The sequence below is a fragment of the Thalassotalea coralli genome, from assembly GCF_055786205.1.
In genome coordinates, this window is the sequence record NZ_JBVVBK010000001.1 from 70,769 (window position 1) to 94,992 (window position 24,224).

At 40.8% G+C, this 24,224-nt stretch carries 20 protein-coding genes; 9 read left to right on the plus strand and 11 right to left on the minus strand.

Going from position 1 to position 24,224, the window contains the following annotated elements:
- The first annotated feature begins 58 nt into the window (after nucleotides 1–58).
- The 3 genes from ACOB80_RS00305 (at nucleotide 59) to mutT (ending at nucleotide 4,167) form a co-directional block, all read left to right on the plus strand.
- Nucleotides 59–916, plus strand: a complete 858-nt coding sequence (locus tag ACOB80_RS00305; protein WP_473163797.1) for a M23 family metallopeptidase — start codon at nucleotides 59–61, stop codon at nucleotides 914–916.
- Between the two features lie 95 nt (nucleotides 917–1,011).
- Entirely contained in the window at nucleotides 1,012–3,705 is a 2,694-nt protein-coding gene (gene secA / locus ACOB80_RS00310; protein ID WP_473163798.1) for a preprotein translocase subunit SecA, read from the plus strand.
- A 75-nt stretch (nucleotides 3,706–3,780) separates the two neighbouring features.
- Nucleotides 3,781–4,167: an 8-oxo-dGTP diphosphatase MutT gene (gene mutT, locus ACOB80_RS00315; RefSeq protein WP_473163799.1), complete on the plus strand. Its 387-nt coding sequence runs from the start codon at nucleotides 3,781–3,783 to the stop codon at nucleotides 4,165–4,167.
- A 10-nt stretch (nucleotides 4,168–4,177) separates the two neighbouring features.
- Here mutT and yacG read toward each other — a convergent pair whose 3' ends face one another.
- The 10 genes from yacG to ACOB80_RS00365 form a co-directional block, all read right to left on the minus strand.
- The gene (gene yacG / locus ACOB80_RS00320) at nucleotides 4,178–4,414 is read right to left on the minus strand and encodes a DNA gyrase inhibitor YacG (protein WP_473163800.1); all 237 of its coding nucleotides are present in this window, start codon (nucleotides 4,412–4,414) and stop codon (nucleotides 4,178–4,180) included.
- A gap of 81 nt (nucleotides 4,415–4,495) precedes the next feature.
- A complete protein-coding gene (zapD, locus tag ACOB80_RS00325) occupies nucleotides 4,496–5,242 on the minus strand; it encodes a cell division protein ZapD (RefSeq protein ID WP_473163801.1) in 747 nt (248 codons plus the stop codon).
- Between the two features lie 108 nt (nucleotides 5,243–5,350).
- Complete coding sequence (coaE, locus tag ACOB80_RS00330) at nucleotides 5,351–5,962, minus strand: dephospho-CoA kinase (protein WP_473163802.1); 612 nt, start codon at nucleotides 5,960–5,962, stop codon at nucleotides 5,351–5,353.
- Nucleotides 5,962–6,834, minus strand: a complete 873-nt coding sequence (locus ACOB80_RS00335; protein WP_473164771.1) for a prepilin peptidase — start codon at nucleotides 6,832–6,834, stop codon at nucleotides 5,962–5,964. Before ACOB80_RS00335 ends, coaE begins: the two co-directional genes overlap by 1 nt.
- A 112-nt stretch (nucleotides 6,835–6,946) precedes the next feature.
- Entirely contained in the window at nucleotides 6,947–8,188 is a 1,242-nt protein-coding gene (locus tag ACOB80_RS00340; protein ID WP_473163803.1) for a type II secretion system F family protein, read from the minus strand.
- A 25-nt stretch (nucleotides 8,189–8,213) separates the two neighbouring features.
- A complete protein-coding gene (pilB, locus tag ACOB80_RS00345; RefSeq protein WP_473163804.1) occupies nucleotides 8,214–9,917 on the minus strand; it encodes a type IV-A pilus assembly ATPase PilB in 1,704 nt (567 codons plus the stop codon).
- A 139-nt stretch (nucleotides 9,918–10,056) separates the two neighbouring features.
- Nucleotides 10,057–10,461, minus strand: a complete 405-nt coding sequence (locus tag ACOB80_RS00350; protein ID WP_473163805.1) for a pilin — start codon at nucleotides 10,459–10,461, stop codon at nucleotides 10,057–10,059.
- A gap of 44 nt (nucleotides 10,462–10,505) precedes the next feature.
- A complete protein-coding gene (locus ACOB80_RS00355) occupies nucleotides 10,506–10,949 on the minus strand; it encodes a pilin (protein ID WP_473163806.1) in 444 nt (147 codons plus the stop codon).
- Nucleotides 10,950–11,276: 327 nt separating this feature from the next.
- Nucleotides 11,277–12,176 carry a carboxylating nicotinate-nucleotide diphosphorylase gene (nadC, locus tag ACOB80_RS00360; RefSeq protein ID WP_473163807.1) on the minus strand — a complete coding sequence of 300 codons (900 nt, stop codon included), beginning with the start codon at nucleotides 12,174–12,176 and terminating at the stop codon, nucleotides 11,277–11,279.
- A 13-nt stretch (nucleotides 12,177–12,189) separates the two neighbouring features.
- On the minus strand, nucleotides 12,190–12,711 hold the full coding sequence (locus tag ACOB80_RS00365; protein WP_473163808.1) for a retropepsin-like aspartic protease family protein: 522 nt from the start codon (nucleotides 12,709–12,711) through the stop codon (nucleotides 12,190–12,192).
- A gap of 69 nt (nucleotides 12,712–12,780) precedes the next feature.
- Here ACOB80_RS00365 and ampD point away from each other — a divergent pair, with 69 nt between their 5' ends.
- Together ampD and ampE are read left to right on the plus strand one after the other, a co-directional pair.
- The gene (gene ampD, locus ACOB80_RS00370) at nucleotides 12,781–13,368 is read left to right on the plus strand and encodes a 1,6-anhydro-N-acetylmuramyl-L-alanine amidase AmpD (protein WP_473163809.1); all 588 of its coding nucleotides are present in this window, start codon (nucleotides 12,781–12,783) and stop codon (nucleotides 13,366–13,368) included.
- A gap of 52 nt (nucleotides 13,369–13,420) precedes the next feature.
- On the plus strand, nucleotides 13,421–14,380 hold the full coding sequence (ampE, locus tag ACOB80_RS00375) for a beta-lactamase regulator AmpE (protein ID WP_473163810.1): 960 nt from the start codon (nucleotides 13,421–13,423) through the stop codon (nucleotides 14,378–14,380).
- A 52-nt stretch (nucleotides 14,381–14,432) separates the two neighbouring features.
- Here ampE and ACOB80_RS00380 read toward each other — a convergent pair whose 3' ends face one another.
- The gene (locus ACOB80_RS00380; RefSeq protein ID WP_473163811.1) at nucleotides 14,433–16,754 is read right to left on the minus strand and encodes a penicillin acylase family protein; all 2,322 of its coding nucleotides are present in this window, start codon (nucleotides 16,752–16,754) and stop codon (nucleotides 14,433–14,435) included.
- A gap of 306 nt (nucleotides 16,755–17,060) precedes the next feature.
- On the opposite strand from ACOB80_RS00380, the gene pdhR reads away from it, so the two are divergent.
- The 4 genes from pdhR (at nucleotide 17,061) to lpdA (ending at nucleotide 23,971) form a co-directional block, all read left to right on the plus strand.
- Nucleotides 17,061–17,831: a pyruvate dehydrogenase complex transcriptional repressor PdhR gene (gene pdhR, locus ACOB80_RS00385; RefSeq protein ID WP_473163812.1), complete on the plus strand. Its 771-nt coding sequence runs from the start codon at nucleotides 17,061–17,063 to the stop codon at nucleotides 17,829–17,831.
- A gap of 108 nt (nucleotides 17,832–17,939) precedes the next feature.
- Nucleotides 17,940–20,618, plus strand: a complete 2,679-nt coding sequence (aceE, locus tag ACOB80_RS00390; protein ID WP_473163813.1) for a pyruvate dehydrogenase (acetyl-transferring), homodimeric type — start codon at nucleotides 17,940–17,942, stop codon at nucleotides 20,616–20,618.
- 20 nt (nucleotides 20,619–20,638) lie between these two features.
- On the plus strand, nucleotides 20,639–22,309 hold the full coding sequence (gene aceF / locus ACOB80_RS00395; RefSeq protein ID WP_473163814.1) for a dihydrolipoyllysine-residue acetyltransferase: 1,671 nt from the start codon (nucleotides 20,639–20,641) through the stop codon (nucleotides 22,307–22,309).
- 228 nt (nucleotides 22,310–22,537) lie between these two features.
- Nucleotides 22,538–23,971, plus strand: coding sequence for a dihydrolipoyl dehydrogenase (gene lpdA / locus ACOB80_RS00400; protein ID WP_473163815.1), 1,434 nt, complete (start codon nucleotides 22,538–22,540; stop codon nucleotides 23,969–23,971).
- Nucleotides 23,972–24,224 lie beyond the last annotated feature (253 nt).

Consider the following 24,224-nt stretch of genomic DNA (forward strand, 5'->3'; position numbering starts at 1 on the left):
TAGTAATTCAGATATGAGTTTAACACTACTTTACCGCGGAAAGAATGTAAGATTTTCAATGAAGCTCAATAAGCTTCACTGGCTATCTGCGCTAGCATCTTTCGCTTTAGTGTCGGGTATTGTCGTTCATTTGATCATGTCGTCAGATGCGAAACCTAGTCAACAAGATGAATTATTACTTACCCCCGTTACACAAGTAAATCCTGAGCTTGCAGCTAGCAAGCAACAAGTCGTTGCGTTAACAGTAAAATTAGCGGAATTACAAAGTCAGGTGTTACGTTTAAATGCCCTAGGGGAACGATTAGCTGATAAAGCGAATATCCCTGAAAACGAATTTAACTTTCAAGAGCAGCCACCATCAGGTGGTCCTATTGAAAGCGCTCAATCTAGCCAAGGAAAAACCTTAGCAGAGTTATTGCAGGACATTACGCAAATTGAATCTGAGCTTGCTCTTGAAGAAAAACAATTAAAACTGCTTGAATCTTTAACATTAGGTCACCATATAGAAAACACGAGCTATTTATCGGGTAGACCTATCACTAAAGGTTGGTTGTCATCCTATTTTGGCACGCGAAAAGACCCGTTTACTGGTCGCCCTGCTATGCACAAAGGCGTAGACTTTGCTGGCAAAGAAGATGCTGAGATAATTGCTACAGCAGCTGGTGTTGTTACTTGGGCAAGTGACCGTTATGGCTATGGTAGATTAATTGAAATTGATCATGGCAAGGGAATGAAAACACGTTATGGCCACAATAAAAAGCTACTCGTTGAAGTAGGTGATGTGGTAAGTAAAGGACAAGTTATTGCTCGCATGGGCAGTACTGGGCGATCAACAGGTCCTCATGTTCATTACGAGATTTTGCGAAATAATAAGCAAATTAATCCAATAAAGTACGTGTATCGCAAAGCCAAATAAGCGATGATATAGCGAAATTTTTTAGTGATCGGCATTAGCCGATCACTTTTATTTTATAGACAGAAGAAAGTTCTTCTAATGATGGTTTAAACAAGATGTTTGCAAATATACTAACAAAGCTTTTCGGTAGCCGTAATGACCGATTAATCAAACAAATGCGCAAAGAAGTCGCAAAAATTAACGCACTGGAACCTGCAATAGAAGCTTTGTCTGACGACGAGCTAAAAGCCAAAACAGCAGAGTTTAGAGAGCGTCTTGCGAACAATGAAACCATTGAAGCGTTATTACCAGAAGCGTTTGCTGTTGTGCGTGAAGCCAGTAAGCGTGTTTTTGGTATGCGCCATTTTGACGTACAAATGATTGGTGGCATGGTTCTGAATCAAGGCAAGATCGCCGAGATGAGAACGGGTGAAGGTAAAACACTTACTGCGACGTTACCTGCATATCTAAATGCATTAACGGGCAAAGGTGTTCATGTTATTACCGTGAATGATTACCTCGCTAAACGTGATGCTGACTGGTCACGTCCTTTATTTGAATTCTTAGGCTTAACGGTTGGCTGTAATATTCCTGGAATGCCACACCCTGAAAAACAAGCTGCGTATCAATCAGATATCACTTACGGTACTAACAACGAGTTTGGTTTTGATTATTTACGCGATAACATGGCGTTCTCTCCAGAAGAGCGAGTACAAAAACCACTTAATTTCGCCATTATCGATGAAGTTGATTCAATCTTGATTGATGAAGCGCGAACACCTCTTATTATTTCTGGTGCAGCGGAAGATAGCTCAGAATTGTACTTAGCTATTAACGCGATCGTGCCGAATTTAGAGCGTCAAAGTGAAGAAGATAAAGATGAAGAAACTGGTCAATCAGAAGACTTCGTTGAAGGTGACTTCACCATTGATGAAAAAGCGAAGCAAATTTATCTAACAGAACGTGGACAAGTTCGCATCGAATCAATTTTACATGAGAAGCAGTTAATTCAAGAGGGTGACTCTTTATTCTCTGCCGCAAATATCACTTTGCTTCACCATGTAATGGCGGCGTTAAGAGCACACAACTTGTTCCAAAAGGATATTGATTACATCGTTAAAGAAGATGAAATCGTTATTGTTGATGAACATACTGGTCGTACGATGGAAGGCCGTCGCTGGTCTGAAGGTTTGCACCAAGCGGTAGAAGCAAAAGAAGGTGTTAAGATTCAAAATGAAAACCAAACGTTAGCATCAATTACTTTCCAAAACTATTTCCGCTTATACCAACGTCTTTCAGGTATGACAGGTACGGCAGATACAGAAGCATTCGAATTTAATCATATCTATGGATTAGAAACCGTGGTTATCCCGACTAACCGCCCAATGATCCGTGATGATATGGCTGACCTTATTTATCTTACCGCTGAAGAAAAGTTTGAAGCGATATTAGAAGATATCAAAGACTGTGTAGAGCGTGGACAGCCTGTACTTGTTGGTACGATTAGCATAGAAACGTCTGAATTTTTATCTTCTTTCTTAAGAAAAGCCAAAATCAAACACAAAGTACTGAATGCTAAATTCCATGAGCAAGAAGCAGAAATTGTCGCTGAAGCAGGTAAGATTGGCGCAGTTACTATCGCTACTAACATGGCAGGTCGTGGTACCGATATCGTGTTGGGTGGTAATTTGGATGCTGCTATTGCGAAGCTTAAAGACCAATCTGAAGCAAGCATTGCTAAAGCAAAAGAAGAGTGGCAGGTTGAACACGACAAAGTACTAGAACTTGGTGGCTTACATATTGTTGCTACTGAGCGTCATGAATCACGTCGTATCGATAATCAGCTACGTGGTCGTTCTGGCCGTCAAGGTGACGCCGGTTCTACCCGTTTCTACTTGTCTATGGAAGATGGCTTAATGCGAATCTTCGCGTCTGAGCGTATTACTAACATGATGCGTAAATTAGGCATGGAGCGCGGCGAAGCGATAGAGCATCCGTGGGTAACTAAGAGTATCGAGAATGCTCAACGCAAAGTTGAAGGCCGAAACTTCGATGTTCGTAAACAATTGTTAGAGTTTGATGATGTTGCTAATGATCAGCGTAAAGTGATTTACGAGCAACGTAACGAATTAATGGACGAAGCAGACATTAAAGATGTGATTGCAAACATTCGCCATGATGTTGTAGATCAAATGATTAGCCAACACATTCCACCACAATCTCTTGAAGAAATGTGGGATGTTGCAGGCTTAGAAGAGCGCGTGAAGGGCGATCTATCGATTGAAATGCCAATTGCACAATGGTTAGAAGAAGATAAGAGCTTACACGAAGAAACGCTACGTGAAAAAATTCAAGGTATTGTCGAGCAGCAATATCAAGAAAAAGAAGAGCAAGTTGGCCCTGAGGTTATTCGTCACTTTGAAAAAGCCGTTATGTTGCAAAGCTTAGATGGCTTATGGAAAGAGCATTTGGCTGCGATGGACCATTTACGTCAGGGTATTCATCTACGTGGTTACGCACAGAAGAATCCTAAGCAAGAATACAAGCGCGAATCTTTTGAGCTATTCTCTGAAATGCTGGATAACTTAAAACATGACGTGGTCGGTATTTTAAGTAAAGTCCGTATTCAAGCTGAATCAGATGTTGAAGCGGTCGAAGAGCAACATAGAAAAGCTGAGAGTACGCCTAAGCAACTAAGTCATGACTCAGAACCAAACTTCAAAGAGCCAGCCACGCGCGTAGGGCGTAACGAGCCATGCCCATGTGGTTCGGGTAAAAAGTACAAACAATGTTGTGGCAAGCTGTCTTAATTATCTAGCTATAAGCCAAATTAAAAATTAATAAAATGCCAATCTAGAGATTGGCATTTTTTATGCGGAGTTAAAATGAAACAAGTTCATGTAGCAGTAGGTGTTGTTTTAGTTAATGAAGATGTATTCCTTACTAAACGTGCCTTAAATGTCCACCAAGGTGGAAAATGGGAGTTTCCTGGTGGCAAGGTGGAAAAAAGCGAATCTGTTGCTGAAGCGCTTTATAGAGAGCTTCAAGAGGAAATTGCTATTGATATACTATCGTGTTTTCCTTTGATTACGATAGAGCATGACTATGGTGATAAGCAGGTGAAGCTAGAAGTGTTTGTTATTGATAACTTTCAAGGAGAGCCAAGTGCTCAGGAAGGTCAAGAAGAAGCGTGGTTTCACATTAGCGAACTTGACCAGTTAGATTTTCCTGAAGCAAATAAAGAGATTGTCGCAGCGCTAAAACAACTGTAATTGTTATTTATTATTCCGGTTCTACAAAAAACTTGTTGTGTTGAGCAAACTCTTCTTCTAAAGCGTCAAGTAGCTCTTCACTCATTTCAATATCAGCTTGAACCGGCTGAGATATTTTGTGGTTTTCCTCCGCCCAATCACCTAGGTCAATAAGCTTGCATCGCTGACTACAAAAAGGGCGGAACTCACTTTCGGGTACCCATTTTACTGTTTTTTCGCAGGTAGGGCAGTTAACTGTTGTTGTCATAGTAGATCACTTGAACGCTATTTTTTAATCTGTTGTGTATTATATTCGGAAGTGAGGTAAAGGTGAATGACACCGGCGTTTTTAACAACGGGCTAATTCAAAAGTAATCGCGGTATCACAATATTGTCGGCCACTTTTTTCACATGGGCACATAAAACGTATCGAGTAACGAAAACGGTTTCCGCTAACTGTTGGGTAATGATCAGCCGATTGTTGTACTTTAATCCTTAGTAAGGATAAGCCTTCTCCGCTTTCCTGAAAAAAACCTTTATCAGTTTCTATCTGGGTAAAATTACTTTTGATACGAATAAACTTTAAAATTATAAAGAGAGAGCGGTAGATTTCATCGAGTTGATTTAGCCAAGCTTGCATTTGCGCACTGGTTTTATCTGAAGGGTGGCTTAACCAATAGTGCAATTGTGGTAAGTCGAAACAAGCACTGCCGCCTTGTATGGCAAACCGTTGTTTTAGGCTAGAAAGAAACTTATCATCTTTCAGTGGTTGTCTATTAGCATTGTTAGACTTCAATTGGCATAAAAGCGAAATAGTTTGTTGTAGGGTATCTTGCAGAGCCGAGTCGTTAACTTCAGGTGATTTTGACCAAACGACAAGATTTTGCTCTAATTTTTCGAGGTCTTTAATGAGATCGCCGCGAATGTCATTTCGCTCTAACGTATCTAAAATTGAAAATAACGATTGAAAGTACAGCTGATGACCAAGCTTAGCTTCTATACCGACACACTCATTTGCATGGGCAAAAAGCTGCTCAAGTTTTAAGTAATTTCTTATTCGCTCGTTTAGCGGATGTTCGTATAAAACAAAGGCCATTTTTTGTACAAAATTTAAAATTCATCAGTACTTTACCATGAATTAGAAAAATCGCGAATATTTTTCATGGTAGAGGTCAACCACTTGCGTTGTGAACGATTAAGAAATTTAAGGTTGAGACTCTGCTAACTCAAGGTAAGCGCGATGCAGGGGGGCGACCTTTTTCTGAATATCATTGAAAGATAGTGTACTGTTATCAATAACATCATCAGCAAGTTTAAGGCGTTGCTGTCGTGCAATTTGACTGTTGATTATGGCCTCAACTTGCTCTTCACTGACGTTATCTCTTTTAGTCGTGCGGCTTATTTGCGTTTCTTGGTCAATGTCGATCACCAAGGAGCGGTTGACTAGTTTGTGCAAGTTATTTTCAAATAAAAGAGGGGCGGATAAAAGACAATAAGGAGAACTTGCTTGATCTATTTGTGTTAGCATTTCTTGTCTTATAAGCGGGTGAAGTAAGTTGTTTAGCCACTCTTTATCACTTTCGTTTGCAAAAATCAGTTCACGCAATTTTGCACGATTTAAACCGCCGTTATCTAACAGTATTTTCTCGCCAAAACGCTGGGAAATTTGTGCTAATGCTGGAGAATTTGGCTCGACTACTTGCCTTGCTACGACATCTGCGTCAATGATATCGATGCCGAGCTTGGCAAATTCATTTGATACTGTTGTTTTACCGCTGCCGATACCGCCCGTTAGGCCAATAATGTAATTACTCATTAACTGTAGCTACCTAAATACCAATGCCAAACAGGCTCACCCCATAAAAGACAGAACCAACCAGCAATTGCGATATAAGGGCCAAAAGGGATGGCGTGAGATTTATCTCGCCCTTGAATAGCCATGAGTGCACCACCGACTATTGCGCCTAATAACGATGACAATAATATCAGTAACACTAGCAGCTCCCATCCCATCCAGGCACCAAAAACTGCAACTAGTTTAAAGTCGCCGAAGCCCATTCCTTCTTTGCCTGTTAATTGTTTAAATAGCCAATATACGGAGTAAAGGCTCATATAACCAGCTACGGCTCCAATGACAGCTTGTTCTAGTGGCACGATCGCGCCATTTAGGTTTACCAACAAGCCAAGCCATAATAATGGTAATGTGATTTGATCTGGAAGGAGCATGTGATCAAAATCAATCATAGTTAAACAAATCAATCCCCAGGTCAGCACTAATACGGCCAAGGTTAGCCAGCTTAAGCCAAAATGCTGGGCTACTACTAAGCTCAATAAGCCAGTTATAGCTTCAACAATAGGGTATCGAATGGATATGTTACTTTTGCATTGGCTACATTTACCTTTTAAAAATAACCAGCTGATAACGGGAATATTTTCGTAAAATCGAATTTTATGCTGACATTTAGGGCAAGTTGAACCTGGCGTTGAAAGGGTTAGTTCAGGAAACGATTTCGCAGGAACGTCTTTAACTTCATCGGCTAAAAATTCTCGGCATTCGAAATACCACTCTTTTTCTAGCATCTTGGGGAAACGATAAATGACGACATTTAAGAAGCTGCCAATTGCTAAACCTACTAAAACTACCGTTATATAAAAGGCTAAAGGGTAAGATTCAAACACAAACAACATATCAGAGAACACGGTTTTTCTTCTTTTTGGGTGTTAATGTGGTCAGTGTAAGGCAATACTTTTCAAAGATAAACCTTAAGCCAACACCTATTGTTAAATTTGGTGTTGGCAGCTAGACGACTTGGCCAATTTGGAAAATAGGTAGATACATTGCAACAATAAGACCACCGATTACGACACCTAAAACCGCCATAATCATTGGCTCTAAAAGGCTAGTAAGAGAGTCAACTGCGTCATCTACTTGCTGCTCGTATACGGTTGCTACTTTACTCAGCATGTCATCAACAGATCCCGATTCCTCGCCTATGGCAACCATTTGAATAACCATGTCAGGAAAAATGCTACAGTTGCGCATCGCTAGATTCATCTGCATACCAGAAGATACCTCAGAACGAATTTCTAATATAGCATCTCTAAATACAGCGTTACCGGAAGCTCCAGCAGCAGACGCTAACGCATCGGGAAGAGGCACACCAGCAGCAAAGGTGGTTGACAACGTTCGAGCATATCGTGCAACAGCTGCTTTTTCTAATAGATCACCAATCACAGGGATTTTTAAGATTTTTTTATCAACACTGTCTCTAAATTTTTGGCTATTGCGGTGTGCACGTTTAAAAACAAAGCCTATAGCAAACATAACGCCTAATGCTATATACCAATAAGACTGCATAATCTCTGATATTAATAATACAAATTGGGTAAAAGCGGGAAGCTCGGCGCCAAAGCTTTGAAATATTTCTTCAAAAACAGGCACAACGAAAATCAATAAAATGGAAGTAACAATTGCGGCTATAACGAGTACCGCAATTGGATAGGTGAGCGCTTTCTTTATTTTAGCTTTTAACGCTTCAGCCTTTTCTTTGTAGGTTGCAATTCGATCGTAAATGGTTTCCAAAGCACCCGATTGTTCGCCTGAAGCAACTAAGTCACAATATAAATCGTCAAAGTAGATGGGGTGTTCTCTTAAACAGTCTGAAAGGGGTAAGCCAGAAGCAAGCTTGGTGCCTATTTCACCTAAAAGTTTTTGCATTTTGCCATTACTATGGCCTTTGCCGATCATTTCTATCGTTTGAACTAAAGGAACACCAGCGCCTAGCATAGTGGCAATTTGGCGTGTTATTACGGCGATGTCCCCTTGAGTAATCGGTTTATCGCCGCCCATACCAAACAATGGTTTTGGCTTTTTCTTTATTCGGCCAGGGGTAATACCTTGCTTTCTAAGCTGCGCTTTTAGCTCCAGCATGCTAACAGCAGATAACTCACCATTCACTTTCTTCCCTTTGCGATTTACTCCTTGCCAAAGGAATACATCTAAAGGTTTAGGTGCCGTTGCTTTTGCTGCTGAAACCGCCATAAGCGCTCCTTATTCTTTTATTACATTAAGTTTTAGTAACTCGGTTTACTTCCTCTAAACTTGTCACACCCTGCATGGCTTTTTGTAAGCCAGATTGTCGTAAGTTATTGAAGCCTTCTTTTTGGCATTGTGCGGCAATATCTAAGGAATTTCCACCTTCCATAATAATGCTTGAGATTCTTTCGTTTAGCTTTATTACTTCATAAATACCAACTCGCCCTTTATAGCCGCCAGTGCACTGGTCGCATCCTACAGGCTTATATAAGGTAAACTGGCCGATAACATCCGATGGAAACCCTTGATTGAGTAGCTCTTGCTTAGGGATATGTTCTTCTTCTTTACATTGAGTGCAAAGTCGACGAGCAAGTCGTTGGGCGATAATAATGGAAACAGAACTCGCAACGTTATAAGAGGGGACACCCATATTTAAAAGACGGGTAAGCGTTTCAGCTGCTGAATTGGTATGCAAAGTCGATAGCACTAAATGACCGGTTTGTGCTGCCTTTATTGCTATTTCAGCGGTTTCCAAATCTCGAATTTCACCGACCATAACAATATCGGGATCTTGTCGCAAGAATGAACGCAGCGCACTCGGGAAGGTCAAGCCTGCTCTCGTGTTTATTTGTACCTGATTAATACCTTCTAGGTTAATTTCTACAGGATCTTCCGCAGTTGAAATGTTACGTTCTGCAGTATTGAGGATATTAAGCCCTGTATACAAAGAAACCGTTTTACCTGAACCCGTTGGCCCTGTTACTAAAATCATACCCTGCGGTTGAGCTAACGCGTCCATGTAGATTTGCTTTTGGTCTGGCTCATAACCCAACATGTCGATTCCTAACATAGCGCTAGAAGAATCGAGAATACGCATTACTATTTTCTCTCCCCACATAGTAGGTAGTGTAGAGACACGGAAATCGATGGACTTTCGCTTAGATAAGGCGAGTTTAATGCGGCCATCCTGAGGTACTCGGCGCTCAGCAATATCTAATTTAGACATAACTTTCAGTCTTGCTGCCATCCTAGCGGATAACGAACTAGGTGGACGGGCTACTTCTGTTAATATACCATCAATTCGAAAACGAATGCGGTAGCTTTTCTCATACGGTTCAAAGTGTAAGTCAGACGCCCCTTTTTTAATGGCGTCTAATAAGATCTTATTAATATAAACAACGATAGGTGCGTCTTCTTTTTCAGCACCGACATCTTCATCTTCTTTCTTCTCTTCTTGAACATCGATACCCGACAACTCTTCAGTGTCGATATCACTAATATCTAATGCATCAGTTTCTTCTTCTAAGATACGCTCAATATTATCGTGTAAGCTTTTTTCATCAGTTAATACAAGTTCAGTGGCGTAACCGGTATTAAACTGAATTTCTTCTAGAGCGTCTAAATTAGTGGGATCTGACATTGCTACATAGAGCACTTTCCCTCTGAGGTAAAGCGGTAGTGCATTATGTTTGCGAATGAGCTTTTCGTTGCGAACGCCATCTGGTACTAAGGTAGTGTCAAAATAACTGAGATCTAACAATGGGTAACCAAAGCTTTTTGACAATACGTTAGCTATATTTTCCGCATTAAAGTGTTTATCTTCAACAAGGTAGCGAACAAATGGCTTTTTTTGCTGGATAAAATCAGCACTGATCTGGTCCACCATTTCATTTGGCACCAAATCATGTTTGGACAGTGCCGATAAGACACTGGATTGCTGATGAAGCCCTTTCATAACACCTTGGTAATCTTTAGTTTATTCATACTAGGTTAAAGTGTAACGTATTTTTGCTAGGAAAGAAAAATTGCTTTGATGTTAGGTTGGTAACCCAGTTAAATATCAAATGGAGTACGAATTAAAAAGTTTCGGACTTTTAACAATACCCTAAGGTTTTACAGGTGCCGCCTTCTGTCCACGTTAATGGAAAGGTTACTCCGCTCGGCGATAAGGTGTAAGTTACCCCGTCTAACGAGCCACCATCAGCTGTCACTTCAATTACACCATCTTGAATTGTAATCGATTTGATTCGGCTATAGCCTGGATCTGGTACCGGAATGCCATTGGTTCCTTGATCTAAAACGGTCAAGTTGGCAGGATTTTTAGTGGCAATAGCGGTATAAACGGCAGACTTGTATTTTGAAACGGATAGAACAATTTCTGAAAAGGCTGCTCTATCTGTATAAAGGCGATATGCAGGCAGTGCGACTGCTGCCAGTATGCCGATAATGGCAACTACTAACATTAATTCTATGAGGGTGAATCCAGAACTTCTTTTCATAGAGTCAAAAAAGGGAGCAAGTAGCTCCCTTTATTACTAACTGATTAACATAAACCGTTAGTTAAACAAGAACCGCCTTCAGTCCATGTAACTGGAGAAGTAATACCGTCTGCTGTAAGTGTATAAGTAACACCAGCTAAGTTTGAGCCATCATTCGCCCAAGTTACAGTAATAACACCGTCTGCTACACCAACACCGTTAACTGCTGCTGTTTGAGCAATTGCCGCAGGAATACCTAGAGCACCAGCATCTAAAGCTGTTAACGCTGCTGGGTTCTTTGTTTGAATTGCTAATTCAACTGCAGTTTTATAAGGAGTCGCTGCAAGAACGGCTTCTGCAAACGCTGCACGGTCAGAGTAGTTCTGGTATGCAGGTAAAGCTACCGCTGCCAAAATACCGATAATGGCAACAACGATCATCAATTCAATTAGAGTAAAACCTTTTTGGCCTTTTTTAGCCGTTAGGATATTTTGGAGTGTCTTGTTCATAATAATTAATTCCATACTAGTTATTACGGGGGCTTTCTTCATACTGCGACAAAATCGCTAAAATGTAAAACTTTGAAACCATTTTTTTTTGATTTTTTTCATTTTTGCAGGGCTTTAATAACAATTGGTTAAAATTTAATGGATTTTTAGTCGTAATTTGTCCGTTTGTTGCATTACAAAGACGGTAATTTGACAAGAAAAAGAAAGTTTAAAGGTGCTTTTGTTTATAAAAAACGAATTGAAAGGTTAATAGAGCGAGAAAAGGCGCAATCAAGCAGTCAGCTTACGCGCCTTTTTATTTGTTGTCAGCTTTTTACTTTGCTTCTTTTAAACAAAGCGCATCGATAAATCGACGGCGTTAACATGTTTTGTGATTGCGCCAACAGAAATATAATCTACACCAGCTTTAGCGTAGGTTGTTAGCGTTTCTAGTGTCATATTGCCTGATACTTCTAATTTGGTATTACCTTGTGAGATGCTCGCTGTGAGTTCAACAGCATGTTCGATCATCTCAGGTGTGAAGTTATCTAGCATGATAATATCTGCTTTAGCATTTAGCGCTGTTGTGAGCTCTTCTATTGACTCTACTTCTACTTCTACTTTTTTATCGGCGTGGTTTTGTTTAGCCGTTGTTACCGCTTGTTCAATACCCCCGCAAGCAGCGATGTGGTTTTCTTTTATCAAAAAGGCATCAAACAGACCGATACGGTGATTTTGGCCGCCACCACAAGTGACTGCATATTTTTGTGCGCTTCTAAGACCTGGAATTGTTTTTCGAGTATCAAGTAATTGAGTTGTCGTACCTGCTAATGCCGACACGTAAGTAGACGTAATTGTTGCGGTACCCGATAACGACTGTAAGAAATTTAAAGCAGTGCGCTCACCCGTTAATAGAATTCGGCTATTGCCAGACAATTCAAATAAGGTAGTGTTTTCTCTTACGCTTTGTCCGTCGTTAACAAACCACGTAATTTTAGTGGCGTTATCTCCGGTTAATCCGTACGCGCTATCTAGTAACTTGAATACTTGGTTGACCCACTCCACACCACAAATAACACATTCGTCTCTGCTGATAACATTGGCGACAGCTCGGTTTTCTTGTGGAATTAATTCGGCAGTTATATCACTTGCTTCGTGCAGTAATTCTGGCGACGTTACGCCTAAGTCTTCGCATAAAGCCCATGAAACTGTTCGTTGAATATCATTTAGAAGGTTTGGAGATAACATGAATAAATCGCTTTTATCTTTGGGTTAAGGTTAGCTGTTTTCCTGATTGGGTGAATTCTACCTGTTTCAATGCACTCATGCCTAACAATATTTCATTGGATCTCATTCCTGGGTTTAAATGTGCGTCGACATCGTACAAATATATATTGCCAATTGAGAGTTCATTGAGTTTAGTTTTAGCAACACGCACTGTACCGTTAGCGGTTTGCACAGGGTAAGTTCCATAGCCTTTCAATCCCAATTGTTGAGCCAAATGAGCTGGAATTGATACGTTTGTCGCGCCGGTATCTAACAAAAAGACGACTGAATGGCCATTTATCGTACCGCGTGTAACGTAGTGTCCCGCTCGGTTTTGCTCAAGCACAACTTGCGCGTCGCCACGCTCGTCTAAAAAGTACTCGGGGGAGCTGTTTGGGTTCCACTGATCATCAAGCAATTTTTGAAAGACAAATATTAAAATTGCAAAGGCTATTATCCAGGCAACCCAAACGAAGTATCGGCCTAAATTAATATCAGGAGGTGTTTGTTTAGTCACAACTTGTTTTTCATCCTTAGGAAGCAGTAAGCTAATTGCCAGTGTAGAATAAATAAAACCTGATCCACAATGCAAAATACGGATTCTAACCTATCAACAGATCAACGTGAAAAGCCGCTTATTGAAAATGGTTGGTACATTATGGCTCAAAAAGAGCCTTCACCACACTTTGACCAACGTGAAAATTACGCACCTGAAAATATAGATCTATTAGTTGTTCACAATATTTCGTTGCCACCGGGGGAGTTTGGTGGAAACTACATCACAGATTTGTTTTTAGGGCGCCTAGATCCTCACGCACATGAAACGTTTCCTGAAATATATCAACTTAGGGTCTCGGCACATTGTTTAATCAGAAGAGACGGTGAAGTGATTCAGTATGTTTCTTTTAATGATAGAGCTTGGCACGCGGGTGTGTCTAACTATCAAGGAAGAGATAAATGTAATGATTTTTCTATTGGAATAGAGCTGGAAGGAACCGATGTAATTCCTTATACTGATGAGCAATATCAAACGCTTAGCAAATTAACGAAAGCCTTGTTGTTAGAATACCCGCAAATTAACGAAAATATTGTAGGGCATTGCGACATCGCACCAGAGAGGAAAACCGATCCTGGTAAAGCATTTGATTGGCAAAAATTTAAATCGCTAATATAGCGATTTAAATTGGGATTAGTTTGATTTTAGTTATTAACTATTGGACGTAGACATGAGTTTACTAAGCTTATTAATTGCCTTAGCGGCAGAGCGCTATTTATCTTCTTCGGCGTGGCAATTTAACGTGTATTATCAACGTTACCTTCGTTTGTTCAAAAAGTTTGCAACTTTTGGCTCTCCTACACGCTCGTTAGCGGCCAACATTACACTTATCGTATTACCTGTTTTGCTTTGTTATTTTTTACTTAGTTTGGTTAGCGATGGCCTAATCCATTTCTTATTATCAACCTTAATATTGATTGGCTGCTTTGGTTGCGTTAAAACGCGCGACACATACAAACAATATTTAATGGCTGCTTTTAGAGGCGAGCAAACAACTGCTTCATTGTATTACAAACAGTTGATTCAAGATAAAAACCTTCCTGATGGCGGCTTTGGCGCTACCTTAGTGTGGCTAAACTACCGTTACTTTATCGCTATTATGATTTTCTTTGTGCTGTTTGGAGCGCCTGGAGCTCTATTTTACAGACTACTTTCAAAGTTAAATGAATCTCCTGCATGCCAATATGAAAATGACGAACAGGTGATGAAAGCGTCTGCACATGAAGATAGTTCTGATGAAATTGATAGCGCAGAAGAAACTAACGATGAAAGCCTTGAGCAGGATGAGCACACTTATTCAAGTTGCACTGAGGCTGATCAGAAGATTATTGAGTTCAATCGTAAAGCGTTGTTTGTTTTAGATTGGCTGCCAGTGCGTATCGTGTCTTTTGGCTATATGTTAGTTGGGCACTTTTCTCGCGCAATGCCTGTATGGCTAGATTATCTTCTTGAAGTAAATAAGTCTCCTTATGAAATGCTAACAACCGTCGCGCAAAAATCTGAAGATTTTATGGTTGAGCAAGGCGACTGTACCGCTGAGCCATGCTTACTCGTTAGGTTAGCAAAACGTACTTTACTCCTTTGTTTAGCTGCCATTTCATTGTTTATTATTACGGGTGTTATTAGCTAACTAATTTCTTCGAGTAAAAAAAGAGGTGTTTATCACCTCTTTTTTATTGGGTTTATTTAATTTCCAGTTTTTCTTTTCGGTAGTTTTTGTCTGCTTTAATTTCGCCTCGCGTAAATGCGATAGTTTTATACTCTTCGTTTGCTAGTAGGGCTGCTTGGTCGAAATAGTGCGATGATGTTTTTAGATTCGATTGACTATATAACAACATGCTTTTTCCTTTTACGCCGGTATCGGTAAATTCAGATATAAATATAAAGCCATCACCTGTATTTATGGAATAGCCTGTGCTTTCTAGCCCCGCAAATGAAAAGTAATTCTTTGATTTACTAGGGCTTACGCCGATGGTACTGAAACTTCCAGTTATATCGCCATAGCCTCCACTAATGGGGAAAGATCGTTCTTCTTTAACAAGTGACTGTAATTCGGACAATTTGGCTGTGAGTGAAATTCCTGCATTGTTAATAACCATAGTAGCGTAGGCGAGGGCTTGTAAATGAATATCCTCGTCTAAATTGACTGCGCCTTTTAGGCCATAAGGTGTATTAATTGGGTTTTCTGCAGAAAAAGGGACACGCCAGCATGGCTCTCCATTACAGTCGTTAAAAAGCAAAGACTCATGAACGACGTATGCGTACTCTCTAAAAATGTGGGTTCCAATACTGTCTAAATTGGCTTTTTTGTCCCATTGAGCCAGAACTGAACATGCCTCAGACGTATCAATAGTTTGTTCGATAACAGATAAATATACGACGGGGTGAGCTTGGCAGCGCAATACAAGATCATCGACAATTTTCTCTGCTAAAAACAACCGTTGATCAAACATTACTTGTTGAACATCTGTAAGCGTTACTTTGCTCTTGCTGTCTTTAAAGGTTTCTAGTAGCTCGACACTAAGCCGTGTTCTTGTCGATTGTGGGTAATTTATTACACCATATAAAGGTAAGTATTCGGTTAATGGCGCCTCAAGGTTAACTAGCCACGCAGCTTCATTTGCGTTTTGAACATAACTTGTCGATGATCTTTTGGGCACTTTCGCGTAAGGGGTTGTTTGGCTCCATTCAAATACAGAGTTTGAACCGTCAAGTAAGACACCTCGCTCTTTAGAAAGCAAAGGGTGCTCTGATATTATCTGCCAAGCTTCGTCTGATAAATCAGGTATTGATGCTAGATCTGCATAAAACGTGTCACCATTGCTATCAGTCATCATAATGTTTTGAGAGCCTGTTTTATATCCCTGTTCATTTAGCGAAATTGCACTAGGAACATTTTTGCTTGTGGCAAGCTTAAGCCAGTAGTCAGCTTGATTACTTGATTGACTAGATGCGTCTTTAGCCGCAACCATAGTGCCGTCATCGTTAAAAGCAACAATAGGCCCATAGTGACTTGTATATAGTGTGCGCTCTATGGTGCTAAGTTGATTGTCATCATCTAAAACTTCGATGGTATAAGTATTCGCGACTAAAGACTTTATAATGTCGTCGTATTCATATGACAACGCATTTCCTTCACTTTGTGTAAGCAAATAAAAAGACCCTGGTGTCGATGCTGTCCATGTATGTGTCCATCCAAAAGACTTGTTAAAGCCGAGCGCGGGTGTAGTAAACCCAGGTAAAAACCCTCCATATACGTCTATTTTATCGTCTATCGTTAAGTGTGCTTCATACCAAGAATATTTGGGGGCATGAGGTAGGTGAGTATTTGAGAGCAAAATGCCAGTCCCTGACTGGGTAAGATCTTTACCTAAAGCCCATCCATTGCTGCCCTTGAATTTTTCATATTGTTCAAAGGGCTTGTTCAATAGCGAGTTGATTGAGCTATTAGCATTTGGTTGTGCGGTCGCCAGCTCCTCAAAATAGTTTTCGATAAACCCCCAATAATTGAGCGATAAATTTAGTTTATAAACGTCTATATGATTTATGTTTGCCACATAATTAGCGCATTCTTGTGGAAGGGTTTTGTTTTCATCAAGCCAACGATTGTACCCTTTTGCGAAGCCTTTCATTAAGTGCTGATTTCGCTCATCTAATGCACTAAAGTTATCGTTTGCTTGTTTGTCTAATCCAAGGTGCAAATAAGCAAGATCAGAATTCACATTCCTGTTTTCTTCATCTGCGCCAAATATTTTCGCTCGTTCGCTGCTAACTGTTATAAAGCGTTCGGCATAATTGCAAAGTCTGTCCTGTGCTAAAACATACCCCAAACCTGCTCCTAAATCGGTGAAATTTTCCGCCTTGATATGAGGGACGCCATAACTAGTCCATTCAATAACAATATTGTGATCTTTAAAGTCGGGATCTTTACTATCAAGCTTGCATCCCGTCGCGACTAATAGTGGAAGTAAACTAACTATTGTCATTTTTTTGAGACTTACCATTCCTTGTTTTCCTTTTCGTCTTAATTGAAAGCGATGAAATATTAGGAGCATCTTTAGCAAAATGAATTAACGAAAATGTCGGAAAAATGTCGGTGTGTTGTGGAAAAATGTTTAGTAAATGTAAGAAATAAAATGTTGTTTTTTTGAGCAACTAAACTATGTTCTATTTACAAACTATGCACTTTTTGCTATTTTTTATGCCGATTTTTATATTGGTATTACCAATTTACCAGTGAATTTATACGCACTGGAAATGAATAAAAGATAACTTGAATTAGGCTAAGTGGCCTTTAAAACGTGAGCATAATGGTACTTTCAAAGATTAAACAACCAGTGAAACAAGCTAAGTTGTCAGATGTTATTTTGGCGCAGCTTGAAGCGATGATCTTGGAAGGAAGTTTAAAGCCAGGTGAAAAATTACCACCTGAACGTGAATTAGCGAAGCAATTTGATGTTTCTCGACCTTCGTTACGTGAAGCAATTCAAAAATTAGAAGCCAAAGGCTTAGTGAGTCGTCGTCAAGGTGGCGGTACTTTTGTTAGCGATCAAATATTGAAAGGCTTTTCTGATCCTTTATTTGACTTGATGGCCAGTAACTCTGAATCACAATTCGATTTATTAGAGTTTCGCCACGGTATTGAAGGTATGTCTGCATACTATGCGGCCATGCGCGGCACTAAAGCCGACTTTGATTTAATTAAGCAAAAGCATGAAGCAATTGGTACGGCGCAAATTGAAGCAGATTATCGTTTAGAAGCCGAAGCGGTGTTTGAATTTTATCTCGCTATTTGTGCTGCATCTCATAATGCAGTGATTTTGCATTTAGCACGCAGTATGGCGGCGGTCGTAAAAGATAACATTGAACAGAATTTAACAGTTTTGGCGCAGCGACCTGATATATTCGCCAAGATTGCTGAATACAGAACGCGATTAATGGAAGCGATATTAACAGGGCAGCCCCAAAAAGCATGGGGCGCTAGCCATCGCCACCTAGCGTTCATTGAAGAAGTTTTACTGAATTTGACGGAAGAGCAGAGCAGAATGGAACGCTCTATGCGTCGAATGCAGCGAATTTAAGTTTTAGGTAAGCGCCTGAAACGAAAGTTACAGATTGAAAGTAGCGAAAATGTTGTTCTACGTTTCAATTAAAAATTTACTTATAAAACTAACGGAGACTAAGTAATTATGTCTGAGCTCCCAGAAAACATGGATATCGATTCACTAGAAACACAAGAGTGGATCGAATCAATGGAAGCGGTTTTGGAAAATGAAGGTCCAGAGCGCGCTCATTACTTACTAGAAAAATTAATCGATCAAGCACGTCGCAGTGGTACACATTTACCATTCGATGCAACAACTGCTTATGTAAACACAATTCCACCGGGACAAGAACCACATATGCCTGCTGACCAAACAATTGAAGCACGCATTCGTGCAGCAATTCGTTGGAATGCTATGGCGCTTGTTCTTCGTGCGTCTAAGAAAGATTTAGAATTAGGTGGCCACATCGGTTCTTTCGCTTCAAGTGCGATGTTATACGATGTTGGTTTTAACCACTTCTTCAAAGCAGCTGGCCCAGAAAACGGCGGCGATTTTATTTTTGCTCAAGGTCATATCTCTCCAGGTATTTATGCTCGTGCTTTCTTAGAAGGCCGTTTAACAGAAGAGCAAATGGCTAACTTCCGTCAAGAAGTAGATGGTAACGGCTTATCTTCATACCCACATCCTCACCTAATGGATGACTTTTGGCAGTTCCCAACGGTTTCTATGGGCTTAGGTCCATTGCAAGCAATTTACACTGCGCGCTTCCTTAAGTACCTTACTAACCGTGGTATTAAAGATTGTTCAGATCAACGCGTGTATTGCTTCATGGGTGACGGTGAGTGTGATGAGCCAGAATCACTAGGTGCTATTGGCCTAGCTTCTCGCGAAGGCTTAGATAACTTAACCTTCGTTATCAACTGTAACTTACAACGTCTTGACGGCCCAGTACGTGGTAACGGTAAGATTATTCAAGAGCTTGAAGGTACATTCCGAGGCGCGGGCTGGGAAGTTATTAAAGTGATTTGGGGTTCTTACTGGGATCCATTAATTGCGCGTGACACATCAGGTAAACTATTAGACCTAATGAATGAAACCGTGGACGGTGAGTACCAAAACTGTAAAGCCAAAGGCGGTAAGTACACGCGTGACAACTTCTTCGGTAAGTACCCAGAAACAGCAGCTATGGTTGCTAACATGTCTGATGAAGATATCTGGCGCTTAAACCGTGGTGGTCATGATCCAGTTAAAGTTTATGCAGCTTACGATAAAGCGATTAATACTAAAGGTCGCCCAACTGTTATCTTAGCGAAAACTGTTAAAGGTTTTGGTTTAGGTGAGTCTGGTGAAGCACAAAACGTTGCACATAACGTGAAGAAGATGGATGTTGATTCTATCAAGCAATACCGTGACCGTTTCAACATGCCAATTTCTGATGAGCAAATTGAAGATTTACCTTTCTTCAAGTTTGACGAAGATAGCGCTGAAATGAAGTACATGCGTGCACGTCGTGAATCACTTGGTGGGGCATTACCTGCTCGTCGTGTTCAAGCTGACGAACAATTAGAAATTCCATCGCTTAAAGCCTTTGACGCTATTACTAAAGGTTCAGGTGAGCGTGAAGTATCAAGTACTATGACATTTGTTCGTGTACTTAACGCACTTCTTAAAGACAAGAAGATTGGTAAGCGTGTAGTGCCAATTATTCCAGATGAAGCACGTACTTTCGGTATGGAAGGCTTGTTCCGTCAAGTAGGTATTTACGCAAATGAAGGTCAAAAATATGTGCCTCAAGATGCCGACCAAGTTGCTTACTACCGTGAAGACAAAAAAGGTCAGGTACTTCAAGAAGGTATCAATGAATTAGGTGCTATGGCTTCTTGGGTTGCATCGGGTACATCTTACTCAACATGTAACGCAACAACGATTCCGTTCTACATCTACTACTCTATGTTTGGTTTCCAACGCGTTGGTGACTTAGCATGGGCTGCGGGCGACTCGCAAGCACGTGGGTTCTTATTAGGTGCAACTTCAGGTCGTACAACACTTAACGGTGAAGGTCTGCAGCACCAAGATGGTCACTCACATGTTCAAGCTGGTCTTATTCCTAACTGTGTCACTTATGACCCAACTTACGGTTACGAAGTGGCTGTTATCGTTCAAGACGGTTTACGTCGTATGTATGAAAATAACGAGAATATTTTCTACTACTTAACGTTAATGAACGAGAACTACCAGCACCCTGCATTACCAGAAGATAAAGATATTGCTGATAAGATCATTAAAGGTATTTATCAGTTAGAGCGAGTTGAAGCTAAATCAGCGAAAGCAAACGTACAGTTAATGGGCTCAGGTACTATCTTAATTCAAGTACGTGAAGCAGCGCAGATTCTGGCAAATGATTACGGCGTATCTTCTGATGTTTACTCAGTAACGTCATTCAACGAATTAGCACGTGAAGGTCAAGACGTAATTCGTCAGAACATGCTTAACCCTGAAGCAGAGCCGCAAGTACCTTATGTTGGTCAAGTGATCACTAAAGATGCTGGTCCTGCCATTGCTGCAACAGACTATGTTAAAGCATACTCTGACCAAGTTCGTGCCTTTATCGATACCGATTACCGCTGTTTAGGTACAGACGGTTTTGGTCGCTCCGATAGCCGCGCTAACTTACGTCGTCATTTCGAAGTCAATGCTGCATACATTGTGGTTGCTTCATTATACGAGTTAGCTAACCGTGGTGAAGTTGAGCGTAAAGTCGTTGCCGAAGCAATTAAGCGTTTCGACATTGACACTGAAAAGCTTAACCCGCTTTACGCGTAATCGAACAGGAGAAATAGATTATGTCTGATGTTCAACAAATTCTTGTTCCAGATGTGGGCGGTGACGAAGTTGAAGTCATTGAAGTATTAGTTGCCGTTGGCGACAGCTTGGAAGCAGAAGACGGTATTGTTACTGTTGAAACTGACAAAGCTTCAATGGATATCCCTGCTCCAATGGCAGGTGAATTAACGGCTTTATCTGTTGCAGTTGGCGACAAGTTAAAAGAAGGCGATGTCATTGGTGAATTAAAAGCTGCTGGCGCTGAAGTCGCGGCACAAGAACCAGTTGCAGAGCCAGAACCTGCGCCAGTACCAGAAGCTCCTGCAGCTCCTGCTCCAGCGGCAGAAGCACCAAGTGCACCAGTTGCACCAGCAGGTGGTAGTGAAGTCATTGACGTTGTTGTACCTGACATCGGTGAAGACGGTGAAGTCGATATTATCGATGTATTAGTGTCAGTTGGTGATGAAGTTCAAGAAGAAGATGGCTTGATCACACTAGAAACTGACAAAGCGACTATGGATGTGCCTTCAAGCCATGCCGGTATCGTTAAGGAAGTGCTAGTAAATGTTGGCGACAAAATTGGTACTGGTGGCTTAGTCATTAAATTAGAGACTAACAGCGGCGCACCTGCGGCAATAGAACAGCCAGCAGCTCCAGCACCAGTTGCAGAGAAGCCTGCTGCACCAGCAACAAAACCTGCAGCTGAGAAAAAAGCAGCACCTGTACCTCATCACCCTTCAGCGGGTGAATTCAAGGCAAGTGGTACGGTGTACACTTCTCCTTCGATTCGTCGTTTAGCACGTGAATTTGGCGTTGACTTAACCCTAGTTAAAGGTACTGGTCGTAAAGGTCGCATCTTAAAAGAAGACGTTCAATCTTACGTTAAATACGAGTTGTCTCGACCAAAAGCAACTGCCGGCGGTTCAACAGCTGGTGGCGAAGGCGGTTTACAAGTTGTTGCCGGTAAGTCTGTCGATTTCTCTAAATTTGGCGAAATCGAAACGAAAGAGCTTAGCCGTATTCAGAAGATTTCAGGTCCATTCTTACACCGCAACTGGGTAACGATTCCACATGTTACCCAATTTGAAGAGTGTGATATCACTGAACTTGAGAAATTCCGTAAAGAACAAAATGTAGTGTGTGAAAAGCAGAAAATGGGCTTTAAGATCACGCCACTTGTGTTCATGATGAAAGCGGTAGCGAAAACACTTGCTGAATTCCCAGTATTTAACTCTAGCTTGAGTGAAGATGGTGAAAGCTTAATTCTTAAGAAATACTTCCACATTGGTATTGCAGTTGATACGCCAAACGGCTTAGTTGTTCCGGTAGTACGTGATGTTGATAAGAAAGGCATTTACGAGCTATCAAAAGAGCTAGTGGAAATCAGCATTAAAGCGCGTGAAGGCAAGTTAAAAGCGGCTGACATGCAAGGTGGCTGTTTCACTATTTCTAGCTTAGGTGGTATTGGTGGTACGGCATTCACGCCAATCGTTAATGCACCAGAAGTCGCTATTTTAGGTGTTTCAAAATCTGAAATGAAACCTAAATGGAATGGTAAAGAGTTTGAGCCTCGCTTAATGTTGCCATTATCACTTTCTTATGATCACCGAGTTATTGACGGCGCATTAGCGGCACGTTTTGCTGTGACGCTTGGTTCAGTAATCTCTGACATTCGTAAGTTAGTTTTATAAAAGAGTTAGACTTTGGTTATACGCTTTGACCAAAGTCTAGCTATATTAGAAGGGGGCTTTTACTATAACCTGTACATTTTACTCGGGAAGATGGTAAAAGCTCCTGTATAAAAGATGGCGATCCGTTACGTTTTTCAGTAAACTTCGCCGATAAAAATAAATTCCAAATTTAGTGCTAAGTATCCGTTAGCGAGGCATTAGATTATTTACAGTTAATTTGAGGTTAGCATGAGTAACGAAATTAAAACTCAGGTGGTCGTTTTAGGTTCGGGCCCTGGTGGTTATTCAGCAGCATTTCGTGCCGCTGATTTAGGTTTAGACGTGGTTCTAGTAGAAAAATACAGCAGCTTAGGTGGCGTTTGTTTAAACGTTGGTTGTATTCCTTCAAAAGCACTATTGCACGTTGCTAAAGTTCTTGATGATGCAAAAGACATGGCATCTCACGGTGTTACTTTTGGTCAACCTGAAATTGATTTAGATAAAATCCGTCAGTGGAAAGACGAAGCAGTAGTTGGCAAGCTAACACAAGGTGTTGGCGGCATGGCTAAAATGCGTAAAGTTAAAGTGGTTACTGGTTACGGTAAATTCACTTCTGATAAAACCATTGAAGTTGAAGGTGCAGACGGCAACACAACTGTTGCTTTTGACAACGCAATTATCGCGTGTGGTTCTTCAGTTGTTAACCTTCCGTTCATTCCAGAAGATGACCGCATCATCGATTCAACCGGTGCACTTGAATTAAAAGACGTACCAGAAGAAATGCTTGTTCTTGGTGGCGGTATCATCGGCCTAGAAATGGGTACAGTATACAGCTCTTTAGGTGCTAACGTTTCTGTTGTTGAATTTGCTGACCAATTAGTACCAGCAGCAGATGCTGACGTTGTTAAGATTTACACTAAGCACAACAAACCGCGTTTCAAAGAAATCATGCTTTCAACTAAGGTTACAGCTGTTGAAGCGAAAGAAGACGGTTTATACGTAACATTCGAAGGTAAGAAAGCGCCAGAAGGTCAAGTTCGTTACGACAAGATCTTAGTTGCTGTTGGTCGTAAGCCAAATGGTCACTTAATTGCTGCTGACAAAGCAGGTGTTAACGTTGACGAGCGTGGTTTCATTAACGTTTCTAACGAACTTCGCACTAACGTTCCACACATCTTCGCGATTGGTGATGTTGTTGGTCAACCAATGCTTGCTCACAAAGCTGTTCACGAAGCACACGTTGCTGCTGAAGTTATTGCTGGTAAGAAGCACGTATTCGAACCTCGCGCAATCCCTTCAATCGCATACACAGACCCTGAAATTGCATGGGTTGGTGTAACTGAGCGTGAAGCGAAAGATCAAGGCCTAAACATTGAAACAGCTAACTTCCCATGGAGTGCTTCTGGCCGTGCTATCTCTTCTGCACGTACTGAAGGTAAAACAAAGCTTATCTTCGATAAAGATTCAGGTCGTATCTTAGGTGGTGCTATTGTTGGTATCAACGCTGGTGAAATGCTTGGTGAAATTGGTTTAGCAGTTGAAATGGGTGCAGACGCAGAAGATATCGCGTTAACTATTCACGCTCACCCAACATTAAACGAATCAATCGGCTTAGCTGCTGAAGTATTCGAAGGTTCAATTACTGACCTTCCAAACGCAAAAGCTGTTAAAAAGAAAAAATAATTAAAGATTATTTTCGTTCTTAGATAAAAGCACCTTCGGGTGCTTTTTGTTTTTTTTGGGTATTTTATAATAGTCGGTAACCCACTTTTAGAAACATTACCCCCTTGTCTTCTTAAGTAAAGTCGCTCCTTTTCAACGTCTTATTCATTTATGCATTTTTTTCGATATTTTTCATCTCTTATCGAAAAGTTGTCTAATGTATTCAATATTCACTGTTGTTGGTAAGATGATGTAGTTGCTAGAATAGTTGTTT

Excerpts from the sequence above, each read along its gene's own strand:
- pilB (WP_473163804.1), bottom strand. The coding sequence starts at position 9,917 with ATGAAAGGGCTTCATCAGCAATCCAGTGTCTTATCGGCACTGTCCAAA.
- ampD (WP_473163809.1), top strand. The coding sequence starts at position 12,781 with ATGCAAAATACGGATTCTAACCTATCAACAGATCAACGTGAAAAGCCG.
- aceF (WP_473163814.1), top strand. The coding sequence starts at position 20,639 with ATGTCTGATGTTCAACAAATTCTTGTTCCAGATGTGGGCGGTGACGAA.
- nadC (WP_473163807.1), bottom strand. The coding sequence starts at position 12,176 with ATGTTATCTCCAAACCTTCTAAATGATATTCAACGAACAGTTTCATGG.
- ACOB80_RS00305 (WP_473163797.1), top strand. The coding sequence starts at position 59 with ATGAAGCTCAATAAGCTTCACTGGCTATCTGCGCTAGCATCTTTCGCT.
- aceE (WP_473163813.1), top strand. The coding sequence starts at position 17,940 with ATGTCTGAGCTCCCAGAAAACATGGATATCGATTCACTAGAAACACAA.
- ACOB80_RS00340 (WP_473163803.1), bottom strand. The coding sequence starts at position 8,188 with ATGGCGGTTTCAGCAGCAAAAGCAACGGCACCTAAACCTTTAGATGTA.
- zapD (WP_473163801.1), bottom strand. The coding sequence starts at position 5,242 with ATGGCCTTTGTTTTATACGAACATCCGCTAAACGAGCGAATAAGAAAT.
- ACOB80_RS00380 (WP_473163811.1), bottom strand. The coding sequence starts at position 16,754 with ATGGTAAGTCTCAAAAAAATGACAATAGTTAGTTTACTTCCACTATTA.
- secA (WP_473163798.1), top strand. The coding sequence starts at position 1,012 with ATGTTTGCAAATATACTAACAAAGCTTTTCGGTAGCCGTAATGACCGA.
- ACOB80_RS00350 (WP_473163805.1), bottom strand. The coding sequence starts at position 10,461 with ATGAAAAGAAGTTCTGGATTCACCCTCATAGAATTAATGTTAGTAGTT.
- ampE (WP_473163810.1), top strand. The coding sequence starts at position 13,421 with ATGAGTTTACTAAGCTTATTAATTGCCTTAGCGGCAGAGCGCTATTTA.
- coaE (WP_473163802.1), bottom strand. The coding sequence starts at position 5,962 with ATGAGTAATTACATTATTGGCCTAACGGGCGGTATCGGCAGCGGTAAA.
- yacG (WP_473163800.1), bottom strand. The coding sequence starts at position 4,414 with ATGACAACAACAGTTAACTGCCCTACCTGCGAAAAAACAGTAAAATGG.
- ACOB80_RS00355 (WP_473163806.1), bottom strand. The coding sequence starts at position 10,949 with ATGAACAAGACACTCCAAAATATCCTAACGGCTAAAAAAGGCCAAAAA.
- lpdA (WP_473163815.1), top strand. The coding sequence starts at position 22,538 with ATGAGTAACGAAATTAAAACTCAGGTGGTCGTTTTAGGTTCGGGCCCT.
- pdhR (WP_473163812.1), top strand. The coding sequence starts at position 17,061 with ATGGTACTTTCAAAGATTAAACAACCAGTGAAACAAGCTAAGTTGTCA.
- mutT (WP_473163799.1), top strand. The coding sequence starts at position 3,781 with ATGAAACAAGTTCATGTAGCAGTAGGTGTTGTTTTAGTTAATGAAGAT.
- ACOB80_RS00335 (WP_473164771.1), bottom strand. The coding sequence starts at position 6,834 with ATGTTGTTTGTGTTTGAATCTTACCCTTTAGCCTTTTATATAACGGTA.